Annotated in this window: 14 protein-coding genes; 6 read left to right on the top strand and 8 right to left on the bottom strand. The window is 65.4% G+C overall.

Going from position 1 to position 17581, the window contains the following annotated elements; all coding sequences use genetic code 11:
- Positions 1–317 precede the first annotated feature (317 nt).
- Complete coding sequence (locus AC1MHZ_RS20040; RefSeq protein ID WP_084858994.1) at positions 318–2168, bottom strand: sigma-54-dependent Fis family transcriptional regulator; 1851 nt, start codon at positions 2166–2168, stop codon at positions 318–320.
- Between the two features lie 278 nt (positions 2169–2446).
- Here AC1MHZ_RS20040 and AC1MHZ_RS20045 point away from each other — a divergent pair, with 278 nt between their 5' ends.
- The 6 genes from AC1MHZ_RS20045 (at position 2447) to AC1MHZ_RS20070 (ending at position 7870) form a co-directional block, all read left to right on the top strand.
- A complete protein-coding gene (locus AC1MHZ_RS20045) occupies positions 2447–3502 on the top strand; it encodes an ATP-NAD kinase family protein (protein WP_482966827.1) in 1056 nt (351 codons plus the stop codon).
- Between the two features lie 22 nt (positions 3503–3524).
- Positions 3525–4502 carry a thiamine pyrophosphate-dependent dehydrogenase E1 component subunit alpha gene (locus tag AC1MHZ_RS20050; RefSeq protein ID WP_084858996.1) on the top strand — a complete coding sequence of 326 codons (978 nt, stop codon included), beginning with the start codon at positions 3525–3527 and terminating at the stop codon, positions 4500–4502.
- A gap of 32 nt (positions 4503–4534) precedes the next feature.
- Complete coding sequence (locus tag AC1MHZ_RS20055) at positions 4535–5557, top strand: alpha-ketoacid dehydrogenase subunit beta (protein WP_084858997.1); 1023 nt, start codon at positions 4535–4537, stop codon at positions 5555–5557.
- The gene (locus AC1MHZ_RS20060; RefSeq protein WP_084858998.1) at positions 5554–6660 is read left to right on the top strand and encodes an acetoin dehydrogenase dihydrolipoyllysine-residue acetyltransferase subunit; all 1107 of its coding nucleotides are present in this window, start codon (positions 5554–5556) and stop codon (positions 6658–6660) included. The genes AC1MHZ_RS20055 and AC1MHZ_RS20060 overlap by 4 nt, the downstream gene beginning before the upstream one ends.
- A gap of 169 nt (positions 6661–6829) precedes the next feature.
- The gene (locus tag AC1MHZ_RS20065) at positions 6830–7216 is read left to right on the top strand and encodes a VOC family protein (RefSeq protein ID WP_084858999.1); all 387 of its coding nucleotides are present in this window, start codon (positions 6830–6832) and stop codon (positions 7214–7216) included.
- Between the two features lie 84 nt (positions 7217–7300).
- On the top strand, positions 7301–7870 hold the full coding sequence (locus tag AC1MHZ_RS20070) for a hypothetical protein (protein ID WP_084859000.1): 570 nt from the start codon (positions 7301–7303) through the stop codon (positions 7868–7870).
- Positions 7871–8063: 193 nt separating this feature from the next.
- Here the strand turns inward: AC1MHZ_RS20070 and AC1MHZ_RS20075 are convergent, their stop codons facing one another.
- The 7 genes from AC1MHZ_RS20075 to AC1MHZ_RS20105 all read right to left on the bottom strand — a co-directional run bounded on the left by AC1MHZ_RS20075 (position 8064) and on the right by AC1MHZ_RS20105 (position 17402).
- Positions 8064–9743, bottom strand: a complete 1680-nt coding sequence (locus AC1MHZ_RS20075; RefSeq protein WP_084859001.1) for an MFS transporter — start codon at positions 9741–9743, stop codon at positions 8064–8066.
- A gap of 221 nt (positions 9744–9964) precedes the next feature.
- A complete protein-coding gene (locus AC1MHZ_RS20080; protein ID WP_084859002.1) occupies positions 9965–10633 on the bottom strand; it encodes a phosphoribosyltransferase in 669 nt (222 codons plus the stop codon).
- Positions 10634–10637: 4 nt separating this feature from the next.
- On the bottom strand, positions 10638–11972 hold the full coding sequence (locus AC1MHZ_RS20085) for an erythromycin esterase family protein (protein ID WP_368829019.1): 1335 nt from the start codon (positions 11970–11972) through the stop codon (positions 10638–10640).
- A 69-nt stretch (positions 11973–12041) separates the two neighbouring features.
- Positions 12042–12689, bottom strand: a complete 648-nt coding sequence (locus AC1MHZ_RS20090; protein WP_482966828.1) for a DUF2238 domain-containing protein — start codon at positions 12687–12689, stop codon at positions 12042–12044.
- 586 nt (positions 12690–13275) lie between these two features.
- Entirely contained in the window at positions 13276–13704 is a 429-nt protein-coding gene (locus AC1MHZ_RS20095; protein WP_482966829.1) for a VOC family protein, read from the bottom strand.
- An 87-nt stretch (positions 13705–13791) separates the two neighbouring features.
- Complete coding sequence (locus tag AC1MHZ_RS20100) at positions 13792–14718, bottom strand: alpha/beta fold hydrolase (RefSeq protein ID WP_482966830.1); 927 nt, start codon at positions 14716–14718, stop codon at positions 13792–13794.
- Between the two features lie 179 nt (positions 14719–14897).
- A complete protein-coding gene (locus AC1MHZ_RS20105) occupies positions 14898–17402 on the bottom strand; it encodes a UvrD-helicase domain-containing protein (RefSeq protein ID WP_482966831.1) in 2505 nt (834 codons plus the stop codon).
- Between the last annotated feature and the right edge of the window lie 179 nt (positions 17403–17581).

The raw sequence follows: 17581 nt of genomic DNA on the forward strand, positions 1-17581 counted from the left end.
TGCCTGGCACCCACCTGCGCAAGGCTTCCACTCGGCCTCCTGACGTCGCGATTGGCGGCGCCTGGGCTATCGCGTAGGAAAAGCAAGAGCAAAAGCGGCGGCGGCGAAAAATATGCCGGTTGGTTGCCTGCCCGGCCCAATCGCCGGCAAGCCGGCTCCCACAGCGCTCAATGGCGCCCGCTGTATCTCTGTATCTGTGGGAACAACTGTTCGGTTGGTTTAATACTTCTCAGCCGTGCAAATACGGCCCAGGCTCCGCTTGCATCGTGGGATGCTAGCGGGGCCTGCGATAGAAAAACAAAAGCTCTCTCATGGATCTACAGCTTCATTCTGGGCATTTCGATACGGTGCTCATGCACCCGCCGATACAGGGTCGCACGGGAGATGCCAAGCGCCCGCGCCGCCTCCGCCGGCTTCCAGCGATGGCGGATCAAAGCATCGAGCAGTACCTGCCGTGCGGGGCTGGAGGCAACCGCCTCGCTGGGAGCCCCTGCACCACGCACCTCTTCGGGCAGATCCAAAGGCAGCACCTGCCCGCCCTCGCACACCGCACAGGCGTAACGCAGCACCTGGCGCAACTGGCGCAGGTTGCCGGGCCAGCGATAGGTCAGCAGCACCTCCAGCGCCGCATCGGTCAACCTGGCGTCGACGCCACAGGCCTGGGCTTCCTCGGCCAGCAACCGATGGATCAACCCCAGGCGGTCGTCCCGCTCACGCAACGGCGGCAACTCGAAACGGGCATTGGCCAGGCGGAAGTACAGGTCCTCGCGAAAACGCCCATCGGCCACCATCGCCGCCAAGTCCCGGTGGGTGGCGCAGATCACTTGCAAGTCCACACGTTGGCGCCGTGCCGCGCCCAAGGGCGCCACTTCGCCCTCGGCCAGAACCCGCAGCAGGCGGGTCTGCAGATTCAACGGCATGTCGCCGATCTCATCGAGGAACAAGGTACCACCATCGGCCTGCTGCAACAGACCCTGCATGCCCTTGTTCGAAGCCCCGGTGAAAGCCCCGGCCACATAGCCGAACAGCTCGCTCTCGATCAGGCTTTCCGGGATCGCTGCGCAGTTGAGCGTCACGAATGGGCCGTTACGCCGTAGGCTTTGCTGATGCACCTGGCGGGCGAATACCTCCTTGCCCACGCCGGTCTCGCCCTGTACCAGCACGGCCAGGTTGCAGTCCTTGACCCGCGTGGCCAGGCGCAGGTGCTGTTCGATGCGCGCGTCCTGGGCCTGCTGGGGCAACAGCGTCCGGGCCCGGCGCTGGGGCGCGCTGACTCGACCGTAGAGCCCATCCCAGCCCGGCAGGTGCTGGGCCGAGGCATCGCTGGCCCGGCGCAGCTGGTCAAGGTCGAACAACTCGCCGATATGCCCCGGCAACCGGCCAAGGCGCTCCAGCAAACGCTGGCGCGCCAGGCTGTTGATAGCGTGCAGGCGGCCATCGGCGTCCCAGGCCAACAGGTAGTCCGGCTGGCTTTCCACGTAGCCTGGCGTGCCATGGGCGCGCATCACCCAATGGCCTTGGGCGCTGTGCATGAAGAAGGCGTTCTCGATCTCCCGCGCGGTCTGCTCCACCAATTGGCGGATCAAGTGTTGGCTGCGCCGATCGTCGGGCGACTGCAAGGCCGACACATCCACCACCCCCAACAGTTCGCCCTGCGGATCGAACACCGGGGCCGCGCTGCAGGTCAGGCCGATGAAGGCGGCGCGGAAGTGGTCGCGCTTGTGGACGGTGATCGGCGCCTTGCTCGTCAACACGGCGGCTACCCCACAAGTGCCCTCCTCGCCCTCCGACCAGCAAGTCCCCAGGTACAGCCCAGCCTTGCGGCAGTCATTGCGGATCGTCGACTCCACCCGGTAGTCGATGGTGCGCCCCTGGGCATCGGTGAGCAGCACGCAGTAGTCGGCGCCACGCACCCGTTCGTGCAACCGGGCCACGGCATCGCTGGCGATACGCAGGAACAGTTCGGCGCGCTCACGGCACTCGTTGAGCAGGTCCTGGGACAGGATACGCGGCCCCTGCAAGGAGCCGGGGTCCAGTCGGTAGAGCTCCATGGAGCGGCGCCACGAGTCGAGGATCAGCGTCGGCACCGGTGCCTGGGGCAAGCGGTCGGCGTTCTTCAGCACACGGCTGACGCAGTCGACATGGGCTCGGGAGTTCGCGGCAAGCATCGGGCCTCCGGTTCTCGTGTTCTTGTCGTTGTGCGGCCATTAAGCGCCTCGACGAAGTGCCCGACAAGCGCCGCGTGATCATCGGCACGCCTGAGACGCTGCGTCTCAGCGTCTCGCCCTGCGCCTGGCGCAGCTGGCACCCGGCGTCTCGCCTGGTACCGCTCGGGGGTCGTCGAGCACCGGGCGCAGCCGCTCTGGCACGGGCACTTCGAGTCGAAATGGCAAAACTGGCACCGCCCTTGCTCCAGCCCCTGGCAAACAAGAAAACGAGGTGCGCCATGACGCAACCTGCCCCGACCATCGGCATCATCGCCAACCCGGCCTCCGGTCGCGACCTGCGCCGCCTGACCGCTACTGCCGGCCTCTATTCCAGCACCGACAAGGCCTCGACCATCCAGCGCCTGCTGGCCGCCTTCGGAGCCACGGGCATCGCCCAGGTGCTGCTGCCCAGCGATATGACCGGTATCGCCGCCGCCGTGCTCAAGGCCAGCCAAGGCCCGGTGGCACGAGACCAGCACTGGCCGGCCCTGGAGATCCTCGACCTGCCGCTGAGCCAGACCGTTGCCGATACCCGCCTGGCCACGCGCTTGATGGTTGAACGGGGCGTAGCGATGATCGCCGTGCTCGGCGGCGACGGCACCCACAAGGCCGTGGCCGCCGAAGCCGGGGACGTGCCGCTGCTGACACTGTCCACCGGTACCAACAACGCCTTCCCGGAACTGCGCGAGGCCACCAGCGCCGGCTTGGCTGGGGGGCTACAGGCCACTGGCCGGGTGCCCGCCAGCATCGGCCTGCGCCGCAACAAGCGCCTGCTGGTGCAGGTACCGGAACAGGACGTGTGCGAATGGGCGCTGGTGGAAGTGGCCGTGTCACCCCAGCGCTTCATCGGCGCCCGAGCGCTCTCTCGCAGCGAAGACCTGGCCGAGGTCTTCGCCTGCTTCGCCGAGCCCCATGCCATCGGCCTTTCCGCCCTGTGCGGGTTGTGGTGCCCGGTATCGCGTCTGGACCCATACGGCGCCTGGGTGCACCTGGACGCACACGCCCAGCATGCCCTGCTCGCGCCGCTGGCCCCCGGCCTGCTGCAGGGCTGCGGCATCGGCGCCTCGGGCCGGCTCGAGCCAGGCATCGCCTACCCCTTGAGCCTACCCTGCGGCACCTTGGCCCTGGATGGTGAGCGGGAGATCGAATTCACCGAGCACGACACCCCCACCGTCACCCTCGACGCCAACGGCCCGCTGACCGTGGACGTCGAGGCCGCACTGGCCTACGCCGCCCGACATCACCTGCTGGCGGTCCCGAAGGACCACCGGTGCCTCGCTGCAACCCTGTGTTGAGACAACCCTGGAGAACAACAAGATGTCCACTCAACTGAGTTCCGAGCAGTTGCTGCATGCCTATGAAGTGATGCGCACCATCCGCGCCTTCGAGGAACGCCTGCATGTGGAGTTCGCCACCGGCGAGATCCCTGGCTTTGTCCATCTGTACGCCGGCGAGGAAGCCTCCGCCGCCGGGGTCATGGCCCATCTGCGCGACAGCGATTGCATCGCCTCGACCCATCGCGGCCATGGCCACTGCATCGCCAAAGGTGTGGATGTGTACGGCATGATGGCGGAAATCTATGGCAAGAAGACCGGCGTGTGTGGCGGCAAGGGCGGCTCGATGCACATCGCCGACCTGGAGAAAGGCATGCTCGGCGCCAACGGCATCGTCGGTGCCGGTGCGCCCCTGGTGGCCGGCGCAGCACTGGCGGCGAAGATCAGGGGCCGCGACGATGTATCGGTGGCCTTCTTCGGTGACGGCGCCTCCAACGAAGGCGCGGTGTTCGAGGCGATGAACCTGGCCTCGATCATGAACCTGCCGTGCATCTTCGTCGCCGAGAACAATGGCTACGCCGAGGCCACCGCCTCGACCTGGTCGGTGGCCTGCGACCATATCGCCGACCGCGCCGCAGGCTTCGGCATGCCTGGGGTGACCATCGATGGTTTCGACTTCTTCGCTGTGCACGAAGCCGCCGGCGCCGCCATCGAGCGTGCCCGCGCGGGGCAAGGTCCGTCGTTGATCGAGGTCAAGCTCAGCCGCTACTACGGCCACTTCGAAGGCGACGCCCAGACCTACCGCGCCCCGGACGAGGTGAAGAACCTGCGTGAAAGCCGCGACTGCCTGCTGCAGTTCCGCAACAAGACCACCCGCGCCGGCCTGTTGAGCCACGAGCAGCTCGACACCCTCGACGCCCGGGTCGCGGACTTGATCGAAGACGCCGTGCGCCGCGCCAAGTCCGACCCCAAGCCACAGCCAGCCGACCTGCTCAGCGACGTCTACGTCAGCTACCCGTAAGGCCGGACAACAAGAACAACAGGAGAACCACCATGGCAAGAAAGATCAGCTATCAGCAGGCCATCAACGAAGCCCTGGCCCAGGAAATGCACCGTGACCCCAGCGTGTTCATCATTGGCGAGGACGTTGCCGGCGGCGCCGGGGCGCCAGGCGAGGACGATGCCTGGGGCGGCGTGCTCGGGGTCACCAAGGGCCTCTATCATCAGTTCCCCGGCCGCGTGCTCGATGCGCCGCTGTCCGAAATCGGCTATGTGGGCGCCGCCGTCGGCGCCGCGACCCAAGGCCTGCGCCCGGTGTGCGAACTGATGTTCGTCGACTTCGCCGGCTGCTGCCTGGACCAGATCCTCAACCAGGCGGCCAAGTTCCGCTACATGTTCGGTGGCAAGGCCGTCACCCCGCTGGTGATGCGCACCATGTACGGCGCCGGCCTACGCGCCGCGGCCCAGCATTCGCAGATGCTCACTTCGCTATGGACGCATATCCCGGGCCTGAAGGTGGTGTGCCCCTCCTCGCCCTACGACGCCAAGGGCCTGTTGATCCAGGCGATCCGCGACAACGACCCGGTGATCTTCTGTGAGCACAAGCTGCTCTACGGCATGCAGGGCGAAGTGCCCGAGGAGCTCTACAGCGTGCCTTTCGGCGAGGCCAACTTCCTGCGCGACGGCGACGACGTGACCCTGGTGACCTATGGGCGCATGGTCCACGTGGCCATGGAAGCTGCTGCCAACCTCGCCCGCCAGGGTATCGACTGCGAAGTACTGGACCTGCGCACCACCAGCCCGATGGACGAAGACAGCATCCTCGAGAGCGTGGAGAAGACCGGCCGGCTGGTGGTGATCGACGAAGCCAACCCGCGCTGCTCGATGGCCACCGACATCAGCGCCCTGGTCGCGCAGAAGGCCTTTGGCGCCCTCAAGGGTCCGATCGAGATGGTCACCGCGCCCCATACGCCGGTACCGTTCTCCGATGCGCTGGAAGACCTGTACATCCCCGATGCGGCGAAAATCGAGGCCGCCGTGCGCAAGGTGATCGAAGCCGCAAGGAGTGCCGCATGAGCCAGATCCATACCCTGACTATGCCCAAGTGGGGCCTGTCGATGACCGAGGGCCGGGTGGACGCCTGGCTCAAGGAAGAAGGCGACGCAATCGCCAAAGGCGACGAAGTGCTGGACGTGGAGACCGACAAGATCAGCAGCAGCGTCGAGGCCCCCTTCAGCGGCGTGCTGCGCCGCCTGGTGGCGCGCCCCGACGAGACCCTGCCGGTGGGCGCCCTGCTCGCCGTGGTGGTGGAAGGCGAGGCCGACGATGCCGAAATCGATGCAGTGGTACAGCGCTTCCAGGCCGAGTTCGTCGCCCAGGAGGGTGCCGAGCAGGCCCAGGGCCCAGTACCGCAGAAGGCCGAAATAGCCGGCCGCCTGCTACGCTGGTTCGAACTCGGCGAAGGCGGCACGCCCTTGGTGCTGGTACATGGTTTCGGTGGCGACCTCAACAACTGGCTGTTCAACCACCCGGCCCTGGCCGTGGAGCGTCGAGTCATCGCCCTGGACCTGCCCGGCCACGGCGAGTCGGCCAAGGCCCTGCAACGGGGCGACCTGGATGAACTGAGCGAAGCGGTGCTGACCTTGCTCGACCATTTGCAGATCCCTCGGGCCCACCTGGTCGGCCACTCCATGGGCGGCGCGGTGAGCCTGAACCTGACGCGCCTGGCCCCCCAACGGGTGGCCAGCCTGGGCCTGGTGGCCAGCGCGGGCCTCGGCGAGGCGATCAATGGGCGCTATCTGCAAGGTTTCGTCGAGGCCGGCAACCGCAACGCGCTCAAGCCGCAGATGAGCCAGCTGTTCGCCGACCCGGGCCTGGTCACCCGGCAGATGCTCGACGACATGCTCAAGTTCAAGCGCCTGGAGGGCGTGGACAACGCCTTGCGCCAGCTGGCCACGGCCATCGCCGACGGCGACCGGCAACGGCACGATCTGCGCGGTGTACTCGGCAACGTCCCGGTGATGGTGATCTGGGGCGCTGAGGACGCAATCATTCCAGCCAGCCATGCCCAAGGGCTGGAGGCCGAGTCAAAAGTGATACCTGGCGTCGGGCACATGGTGCAGATGGAGGCGGCCGAGCAGGTGAACCAGCATCTGCTGGCGTTCCTGCGCAAACACTGACCACCAGAGCGGGTTGACCCGCGGCCGGGCTGGCCCTACCAGCGCGGCCGCACGGCAAGGGCTTCGCCCTTGATCGCGGGACAACCCCGCCTCCACACGCCGCACAGGGTGGTGAACATACGTATTACGTCTTTACTTGCAGGTAACCGCCTGCAGAACGGACGTGCCTATGAAAATCGTGATCACCAGCATCCTGGTCGATGACCAGGCCAAGGCCCTGGCCTTCTATCACTATGTGCTGGGCTTCGAGCCCAAGCACGATATCCCCATGGGCCAGCACCGCTGGCTGACCCTCACCTCGCCCAACGACCCCAACGGTGTGGAGCTGCTGCTCGAACCTGATGCCCACCCCGCCGCCAGGACCTACAAGGCCGCTCTCAAGGCCGATGGCATCCCCGCCACCTCGTTCGGCGTGCGCGACATCCAGGCCGAATACACCCGCCTGTGCGCGGCGGGCGTACGCTTCACCCAGCCGCCGACCGCCATGGGGCCGGTGACCGTGGCGGTGTTCGACGACACCTGCGGCAACCTGATCCAGATCGCCCAGCGCCACTGAGCACAGCGCCCGGAGTGAATGTCGCCAAGCCTTCCGCTAAAGTGCCGATTCCTGCAACAAGCGCAGCCATAACAAGGAAAACCCATGCGCTACGAATTCAGCGAAGTACTCAACGACCTGGTCGACTATTTCATCCTCGGCGATATCCAGTTGCTACAACGCTACAAAGAAGAACACGACCTGCCTGATGACCTGGCCGGGGCGTTCACCAGCAGCGATGTCGGTGACCAGGCGGTGTTCGACGGCATCGTCCTGCCGCTGGCTGGGGTCGAGAATCTGCCCTACCGGATCATCTTCAGCCTCGACGAGGCTACCCCCGCCCTGCTCGCCCCCGGCAGCCGCCTGAAGCACCGCCGTCCGGGCTATGTACTGCAAGTGCAGCACCGCGCGCTGATGCTGTTCACCTGGCGCATCCTGCAGCACTTCACCCATAAGGCCCTGGGTGATCTGCTGGTGCGCTACCAGCAACCGGGCCGGCCGATTATCGAACTGGACAACGGTTGGTACCGGGTCGAGGTGCTTGCCGGGGCAGTGCTGCGCGACGGGCTGTACGAGCCGGCGTTCGAGTTCGTGCTGAACAAGACCCACAGCCGGGGCGATTGCGCGGGCGTCGACATCGGCTATCGCTATGCCTTGCGGGGTTGTTTCGACTAGGTGATAACCCGTTGTCGCGGGCTCTGCAGGAGCGGCGGTCCGACCGGCCCCGCGATCAACAGCAAGCCCTTGCCGGGCAACGGCGATATCGGACCCGCCCTGATCGCGGGACAAGCCCGCTCCCACAGGCCATTGTTGTCGCGAGCCCCTGTGGGTGCCGGCTTGCCCCGCGATGGCTGCGCAGCAGCCCCGCTCATGCATGATGGATATCGCGGTCCTTGGTCTCGGGCAGGAAGAAGATCCCCAGTACCGCCGTCATCACCGCGATGACGATCGGGTACCACAACCCGTAGTAGATATCCCCCGTGGCTGCCACCATGGCGAACGCCACGGTCGGCAGGAAACCGCCGAACCAGCCATTGCCGATGTGGTACGGCAACGACATGGAGGTATAGCGGATACGCGCCGGGAACAGCTCGACCAGCCAGGCCGCGATCGGGCCGTAGACCATGGTCACGTAGATCACCAGAAGGGTCAGCAACAGCAACACCATCGGGTAATGGATCTTCGCCGGGTCGGCCTTCTCCGGGTAACCTGCCTCCTTGAGTGCAGTGCCCAGAGTCGTGGTGAAGGCGTCGCCCTGTGCCTTGAAGTCCGCCGCAGCCAGCCCGGCCCCTTCGAAGCTTGGGATCACCCGGTCACCGATGCGGACCTGCGCCACGCTGCCGGGTTCGGCATCTTCATTGGAATAGGGAATCGCACGCTTGGCCAACAGGCTCTTGGCGATGTCGCAGGAGCTGGTGAAGCGCGCCTTGCCTACCGGGTCGAACTGGAACGCACATTGGTCGGGGTCGGCGACCACCACCACCGGGTTCTGCTCCTGGGCCACGAATACATCCGGGTTGCCGTACTCGGTCAGCGCCTTGAAGATCGGGAAGTAGGTCAGCGCAGCGATGATGCAGCCGGCCATGATGATCTTCTTGCGCCCGATGCGGTCCGAGAGGCTGCCGAACAGCACGAAGAACGGTGTACCGATCAACAGGGAACCGGCAATCAGCAGGTTGGCGGCCTGTGGGTCGATCTTGAGCATCTGCAGCAGGAAGAACAGCGCATAGAACTGCCCGGTGTACCACACCACCGCCTGCCCCGCGGTACCGCCGAGCAATGACATGATCACGACCTTGAGGTTCTCCCAACGGGCGAACGACTCGGTCAACGGCGCCTTGGACGCCTTGCCCTCGGCCTTCATCTTCATGAACACCGGCGACTCGTTGAGCTGCAGGCGGATGTACACCGAAATCGCCAGCAGCAGAATCGACAACACGAACGGGATGCGCCAGCCCCAGGCCTCGAAGGCCTCCGGCCCGAGCGCCGTGCGGCAGGCCATGATCACCAGCAGCGACAGGAACAGCCCGAGGGTGGCAGTGGTCTGGATCCACGAGGTGAAGAAACCTCGCTTGCCCTTGGGTGCGTGCTCGGCCACATAGGTCGCTGCACCGCCGTATTCGCCGCCCAGGGCCAGGCCTTGCAGCAGGCGCAGGCTGATGAGGATGATCGGCGCCGCCACACCGATGCTCGCGTAGCTGGGCAGCACGCCGACCACGGCCGTGGACAGGCCCATGATGACGATGGTGATCAGGAAGGTGTGCTTGCGCCCGATCATGTCGCCCAGGCGGCCGAACACGATGGCGCCGAACGGGCGCACAGCAAAGCCTGCAGCGAAGGCCAGCAAGGCGAAGATGAAGGAGGTGGTTTCGTTGACCCCAGCGAAGAAGTGCTTGGCGATGATCGCGGCCAGGGAGCCGTAGAGGTAGAAGTCATACCATTCGAACACGGTGCCCAGGGATGAGGCGAAGATCACCTTGCGCTCCTCCCGGGTGATGCCGCGCTGGGGCGCACTGCTGCCTGTGGACGTGCTGTCGATAACCGCCATGGGTTGCCTCCGTCTATGAGCTATAGGCCGAAGGTGCCCCGCACTACCATTCACCAATGCACCCAGGCCGTGGGTTGTGCACGATTGCGCGAAGCACGACAGGACGAGCCGCCCAGGATCGCAGCAAGGTCTGTTGAAGAATAATCGGCTTTGCCCGGATAGCCATGCAAACCCGACCACGCGCCTTGACAAGCGACATGGTCGGGACACCATGGGACCGCTCAGCCCATCCTGCTGGCCGCCAGCAGCCGCACCACTTCGTCATCGCTGGTCTGCTCGAACCGGTCATAGTGCAGCCCCACCGCACGAAACGGCTCGGGCATTTCCAGGCATACCAGCTCATCGACCAGGGGGCGCAGCATCGCCACCGCTTCCCGCGCGCCCACCGGGGCAGCGAACAGCAAGCGCGACGGCCCGATGGCGGCCAGGGCCAGCAAGGCGGCACGGGCAGTGCTGCCGGTGGCGACGCCATCGTCCACCAACACCACCTCACGGCCCGACACATCAGGGGCTGGGCGATCCCCGCAGTAGGCCCGGCGGCGCCGCTGGATCTCCAGCAGTTGCCGATCACGCTCGGCGTCGAACCAATCCTGGGAGGCGCCGAACAGCGCCATCATCGCCTGGTCGGCCACGCAGTAAGGCGGGTTGCCCTCGGCCACGGCACCGACGGCGAACTCCTCGTTGCCCGGTGCGCCGATCTTGCGCACCAGCACCAGGTCCAGTGGCGCAGCCAACGCCTTGGCCACTTCATAGGCGACCGGCACGCCGCCACGGGGCAAGGCGAGCACTAGCGGCTGGCCTTGTACCCGCGACTTGAGCGCCTGGGCCAGGGCGCGCCCGGCCTGGCGACGGTCTTTGAACACAGGGTGCTGGGAAAAATAGGTATTCATGGCATCAGACTCCGAACGGGAAGGTGTCTTCCTCGTGGCTGGCGCTCTCGGGCACCGGCAGCGGCGTGACGGCAGCGGTCTGCTCGATCCACACCAGGGCATCGAACTGGTCGGCCAGCGACGCCTCGAAATAATGGCTCTGGCGCTCGGTGGCCGGGCGGTAGATGACGCCGATGGCACGCTCGAGCAAAGGTTCGGCCAGGGCCTCGCGCAATGCCTGCGTGCCCTCCCCGCGCCAGTCGGTCAACGAGGCCGCGATGCCGGCATCGAGGAAACGGCGTTCCCAGCTGTCCGGGCGTGACGGCAGGACCTGCTTGATCCGCACCGGGGCATCCCAGTCATCGGCGGCTGCCACCTGGCCACGGTCGGTGCTCATGCCGATCAACACCGCATCCTGCCCGAAGGCGGTGCGGCACAGCTGACCCAGGTTGAGCTCGCCGCGCCAGCCCATCTGGGTGGCGGCAGCATTGCCGATATGGGAATTGTGCGCCCACACCACCGCCTTGGCTCCCTCGCCGCGATGGGCGAGCAAGGCCCGCAGGGTGTCGAACATATGGGTGTCGCGCAGGTTCCAGGAGGCCGCCGAGCCGCGGTACATGGCCCGGTAGTACTGTTCGGCAGCCCGCACCACACGGGCGTTCTGGGTAGCGTTGAAGAAGGCTTCGCCATCATGGGCCAGGCGCGCCAGGCGTTCGACCAGCAAGCTGTTGAGCTGCTGCACCACCGCATCCTCGCATGGCACCTGGCCACCGCGCTCGACGAAGTGCCCATACAAGGCTGGGTCGTCCTGCCATGGGGTCAGGCACCCATAGCGCTGGCGGGCCTCTCGCGCCAGCTCGGTGTCGGTGCGGTCCAAGTAGGCCAGCACTTCGGCCATGGAGTTGCGCAGGCTGTAGATGTCCAGGCCACGGAACTCGATACGCGCCTCGCTTGCCAAGGGCTGGTTGTGGCCATGCAGCCAGTGGATGAACTCGCGCACCTCGACGTTGCGCCACATCCAGCTGGGAAAGCGCGCGAACGCCGGGTCGCGGGTGGGCGCGGTCCCCAGGCCCCGCACCTTGCGATCGAGCTGGCCGGCATCGGGCCAGTCGGCCTCCACCGCGACGATGGTGAAGCCGTGCCGCTCCACCAGCCGTCGGGTGATGGCGGCCCGAGCCCGGTAGAACTCCCGGGTGCCGTGGCTGGCCTCACCGATCAGCACGACCTTGGCGTCGGCATAGCGGTCGAACAGCTCGCCGAACAGTGGCGCATCGATGTTCGGCAGCGGCTCGCCATGGCGGCGCAGCAGCGTCAGCAACGCATGGTCGGCAGCTTCCCGAGTCTTGGCGGGGGCAGGCATGGGCACCTCCTCTGGATCGTCTCCCGATATGTCGGGAGACGCCAGGTCGGCGCGGGATGTTCCTCGGCATTACCTGGGCGGTCGAGCACCCCGCAATGCGCCCCACGCAAGACTGGCCAGCGCCCCGCCAAGCGCCAGCGCCATGTCCTTCTGCGCATCCCAGGGGTCGCGCTGGGTGGCGACGAAAGCCCGGCCCGTGTCGGTGCCCACATATTGGCCACCGACCCATTCGATCAGTTCGTACAACGCCGAAGTGGCCAGCACCAGGTTCAACGCCAGAAAGGCGAGCCAAGCCCCACGCAGGGGCGTCAGACGCCATAGCGTTTCGCGCAGCGGCCGATAGAACAGCAGGCCGTAGCTCAGGTGGACCAAACGATCGTACTGGTTGCGTTGCCAGCCCATGGTCGCGTTCAACGACTGGTCGAACAGGCTCTGCCACCAACGGTTGTAGGGCACTTCGGCGTAGGTGTAGTGCGCCCCCAGTTCATGCACGGCCAGTAACAGCAGGATAGCCAGGTAGGCCTGCCATGACAGGCGCAACCAGCGCCAACCGACGACCAAGGCCAGTATCAGGGCCAGCGGGACGAGGTTCTCCATCAGCCAGTCGGCGCGGTGGCGGGGCATGATGCCGGACGCCAGCACCGTGGCCATGGCCAATACCAGCAAGGTCACGGCCTGGGAGGGTGTGGCGTGTGGGGCAAGGGACTGTCGGGCCACGATGATGATCTCGTTGGGCTGTCTTTGCTTAGAGTCATCTCGTTATAGGTGTTCTGCTTGATCGGTGGATCTGTAGGAAATATTCCAGATTTTCGGCCTATTACCCGTAACTAGCGCTGCTCGTGGGGCAGCTTGCCGGCGATTGATCATGCCTAACATCAGCGTTTGACAAAAAGTGACCCGCCGTAAGGGCGGAAAGGTTATTCAGCGTCGCCCTCGCAAACGGACTGTTCGCTTAAATCAATACCAACGATTCCAGATTCAACAAACACCGAGCGCATGGGAACCGCGAAAACTCCATTCGCCATGGAGGCGCTGATTCACCTTTTCGCCTTTACGGCGACCTACTTTTGCTCTTGGGCAAAAGTAGGCAAAAACCGCTGGCTCCTGCATCCGGCCCCTGCGCTACGCTCCGGGGTTCCCTCGCTCCGGCATTACTCCCGGCGGGGCGCGGCGAAGGCAAAGGCAAAGGCATCCTCTTACAAAACTTGATAACCAATTTGATTTCGCGGGGTATTGGGGGGCACCGCTGCGCAAGACCACAGGAGCAGCACCCGATTACCGTCGCCTGGCAAGGACTTGGCCCTTATCGCGGGCCAAGCTCACAGGACACCGGCCCCTTGAGCTCGACCTGGTTGCCGTCGGGGTCGAAGCAATACAGCGAGGGCCCCTCGCCCTCGGCGCCATAACGTTTCTCCGCAGGCTCCACGGTGACCCCGGCCGCTTGCAGGTAGCCGATCAGCGCAGGCGCGTCGAAAGGTTCGATGCGCAGGCAGAAGTGATGCAGGTTATGCCCCTGCCCGCTCGGCGCCGGCCCGCCTGGGCGCCCTAGCGGCCCATCGAGGCTCACCAGGTCGATCATCGACGTGCCTGCCGCCAGGTGCACCATGCCCAGGTCTTCCCGGGTTCGGCTCACCTGGCAACCGAGCAGGTCACGGTAGAAGGCGACGCTGCGGTCCAGGTCATGGACCCGCAGGACGATATGATCGATATGCTGGATGACGAACGGTGGCATGCCGCAGCTCCTTTGGGCGACCTGGGAAAAGGTACCTGGGCAACATAGCCCATCCCAAGGTGCACCGACAGCCCCCGTTTCGCGCGGCTACTCGTTGACCAGACGCTGCAACTGGCCATGGTCATGGGTGGCCAGCACCCGCAGGATCAGGTCGACCAGGGTGCGGTCCGGGCCTTCGAGATGGAAGTGGTGCCCTCCCGGATGCCAAGTGACCCGGGCGTGGCCAGGCAGAGCCCCCTGTCGAAGCTCGAAACCGTCCCCGGCGAAGGCGCCCTGGCGCCCGAGCATCAGGTACAGCGGGCAGGCGATCTGCCTGAGCAGGTCGCAGGCTTCACGCTCGGTCAAGGGCATGGGTTCGGGCAGCACCAGGCGCGGGTCGTGGCGCCAGCAATAGCCCTCGCCCACCTGCAACAGGTCGCGCTGGGCCAACAGCCGTGCGGCCTCGGCGGACAAATTGCCATCGAGCCGGTTGCGCCGTTGCGCGAGCGCGGTATCCAGGTCATCGAACTGGCTCCCACCAGGCTCGGCAAAACCTTGCAGACGGCTGCGCCGGACCATGCGCTTGAGGCGATAGGCCCGGGCCAGGTGCGCCACACGATCATCTTCGGCGACCGTGAACGGCGCCCCCATACCATCGAGAAAGACCATACTGGCGATGCTGCTGGTCAGTGCCGCCAGCAGCGAGGCGATACCGGTGCCCATGCCGTGGGCCAGGACATGAAAATGCCCTAGGCCCAGGCTGTCGACCACGGCCAGCATGTCTTCGGCGTGTTCCCACAGGTAATAGCCGCTGTCGTCGCGGCGATGGTCGGAACGGCCGTGGCCGGCAAGGTCCGGTGCGACCACGAAGCACCCGTCGAGCAAGGGCGCCAACCGGTCGAATGAAGCGGCGTTGTCCAACCAGCCGTGCAACGCGAGCACCGGAATGCCATCTTCCGGCCCCCAGCAACGCACGGCAATCTCGACGCCATCGAGGTCTAGCAGGTGATCCTTGGGACTGCACTGCGAACGCATGAACTCTCTCCCTTGGCTATGGCCTGGCGCCAGCGCACAGGCCGGTAGCCTACCTTCGCCCAGCCAAGCCTGCCCCGCTGGCCCCTCACCGACGGCAACGTGTGCGACACCGACCCTTCGGCGTCATTGCCTGCATCGACCCGCGTGACCGCTCAATGGCAACGCTTTGATGCGCACGCTCACTGACCGCGCAGGTCTTCGAAAAACGCGTGCCGGCCAACCACCTGGCCGGACGCGCGAGGCGCACCCGCCGACTCGCCGTTGGCGGCCTCCACATGCCAATAGCAGTGCCTGACCGCACGGGTCACCGCGACATAGGCCAGGCGCTGCACTTCTTCCTTCTGCGCCGTGTCGAATGCCTGGGCATCACCGGCGCGCCCCAGGCCCGCCATGCGGTACGCCTGGTTCTTGTAGGGTGAACTGGTCAGGTACTGGCAATCGCCGAGCATGAACACCGCGTCGGCCTGCAGGCCCTTGGCGCTGTGGTAGGTCAGCTGGCGCAGCCGACGCTGGTCGGGCGGCAAGCTGGAGTCCGCCTTGTACACCGCTGACAAATGCTGATCCATCAATGATTTATCGGAACTTTTTCGAAACAGCATCATGACCGTTTCGCCCCGTTGGTAATGTTCCATCAAGGTCTTGGCCAAGGCGGCCTCGTCGCGCTCGAAGACTTTCACCGGCGACAGCGGCAGCTCGGCAGCCTGGCCGCTGGCCTTGGCCTTCTTGCCCGCGATAGCCTGTGCGCCTTTTACCAGGTGTTCGGCGGCATCGATGATGTGCTGCTGGCTGCGGTAGTTTTCCACCAGCATTACCCGGGTATTGGCCGGCGACGGGAAAGCCTTGGTGAATTCCATGAAGTATTTCGGGGAGCTGCCCCGCCAACCATAGATCGACTGCCAGTCGTCGCCCACGCACATCAGCGAACTGTGCCCGGCGTTACGCCCGGTGTGCATGGCCGGGCCGCGCCTGCGGATCTCAGCCAGGCTTGCCCGCAACCAGCTGACGATCTGCGGCGAGACGTCCTGGAACTCGTCGATCATCAGGTGCGCCAGCGGGCGCAGCAGCGGGTCGGGCAAAAGGCGCAGGTTCTCCGGGTTGTTCTCGCCGAACAGCGCGAACATGCGGTTGTAGGTCATGACCGGTGGCGATTGCGTCAGCAGGTGTGCTTCCAAGGCTTTCCAGTAGAGCGCCAACGCTTCGAAGAACAAGGCATCGCTGTCACCCGGCGGGAAGCTCATGCCGGCCACGGCGCTGTTCACCTCCAGGCCAAGGTTCTCGATGAAGCTGGCGGCACCGACAAACGCGTCGAGCAATGGCGCCGGCGCCAGTTCGCCCTTGACCTTGTACTCGAAGCCCGGGCCCGCGACGGCATCCCCAGCCAAGGTGGCGGCCAGGCGCTTGGCTGCCGAATAGTTTTCCAGCCATATCAAAGGTTTGTCGCAGAAAGCCTGGAACAGGGTGCGCTTTACCGCCCATTCGGCACGAACCCCAAGCTTGGCGCCTGGGCGCTGGTACTGCGCGCTTTCGGACGGGTCGAAACCCAGCACCACCCAGGCATCCAGCCCTTCGAGGCGGCCATGCACGTGGAAGCGGCTGCCGCGGATCTGCACGGTATCGCGGCACGGCTCGATGCCCTTGATCGGCCAGGCGCCGGCGGCGAACCACAAGTCCTCGATCACGTCGCACAGTTCTTCATCGCGCTGGGCAGCCAGTTGGGTCACCTGCACACGCTTCTGCACGTCGGGGTGGTCCGGGTCCAGGGGTTTGAGCTGCAGGGCTTCGCGTCGCAACGCGCCGATCAGTTCGGCGAAGCGTGGGTTGCCTTGCAGCAAGTCGTGATAGCACAGGTTCAGCTGCTGGCGCTGGGCGTCATTCAAACGCAGGTCGAACGGGTTGCCCTCGGCGTTAGCTTCGCCACCAGCAGGCAGGTCCTGCCCCAGGGTCTCGAATGCCCGCAGTTGACCGAAGCCCGGCAGGCTGCGCACAAGCGGCAGAATGCGCGAATGGAAGGTACGCACCAGTTCGCGGGCCTGGGTGGGGTGCAGATCGAGCTGCCAGAGTGCGAATACCTGCACCAGGCGCTTGATGAAGTCCTTGCGCGATTCGCGGGTGAAGGTCACCACCGTCATGGCATCGAGCTCGTAGCCCAGGTAATGGCGCAACAGCAGGATGCGCAGCACCAACGAGGTCGACTTGCCTGCGCCTGCGCCGGCCACCACGCAGGTGGACGGGGTATCGCTGAAGATCAGCTTCCATTGCGCGGCGCTGGGCTGGGCCTCGGCAGGCAGGCGCTGGGCGACATCGGCCTTGAAGCGCTTTTTCAATTCGGCGGTCAGCGGTAGGCGCCAGTCGTCGAACAGCTTGTCGTCCTGGCCAGGTACCCCAGCGGCGTCGGGACGGACATCGCGGATCACCAGCACCTGACGCCCGGCTTCGTAGCCTTCGACCCGGCCGCGCTCGTAGCCTTCACGCACGCCATCGGCATGGCCGCTACGCTGGCCGGTCGCATGGCCGAGGAACCAAGAATCGCGGTGCTGCGCTTGCAGGCGGGTCAGGCCGCGGCCCAGCAGGCGGGCGGCCAAGCGGCGGAACCAGGGCAGTTGGGCCGGCGGCGCCAGGTCCGCAGGGGCTTGGGGATGCTCGTGAGGCACGGTCGCTCCGTTGAATATCGAATCAACGGGCATGTTCGCCCCATCTGGGAAAAATCGCCAGCGAATGCTTGCAGATCAGTGGATTAGGCGATGAATCGCAGGCTTTACCCAAAGAAAACAAATCTAATTAATAGATCAAAACAAGCCGATATTTACGCTTATTTTCGATCTTTGTTTGGCGCATCATGGCTCCATCAACCGATTCAAGGAGC

This window comes from Pseudomonas sp. FA-1, from assembly GCF_056856075.1.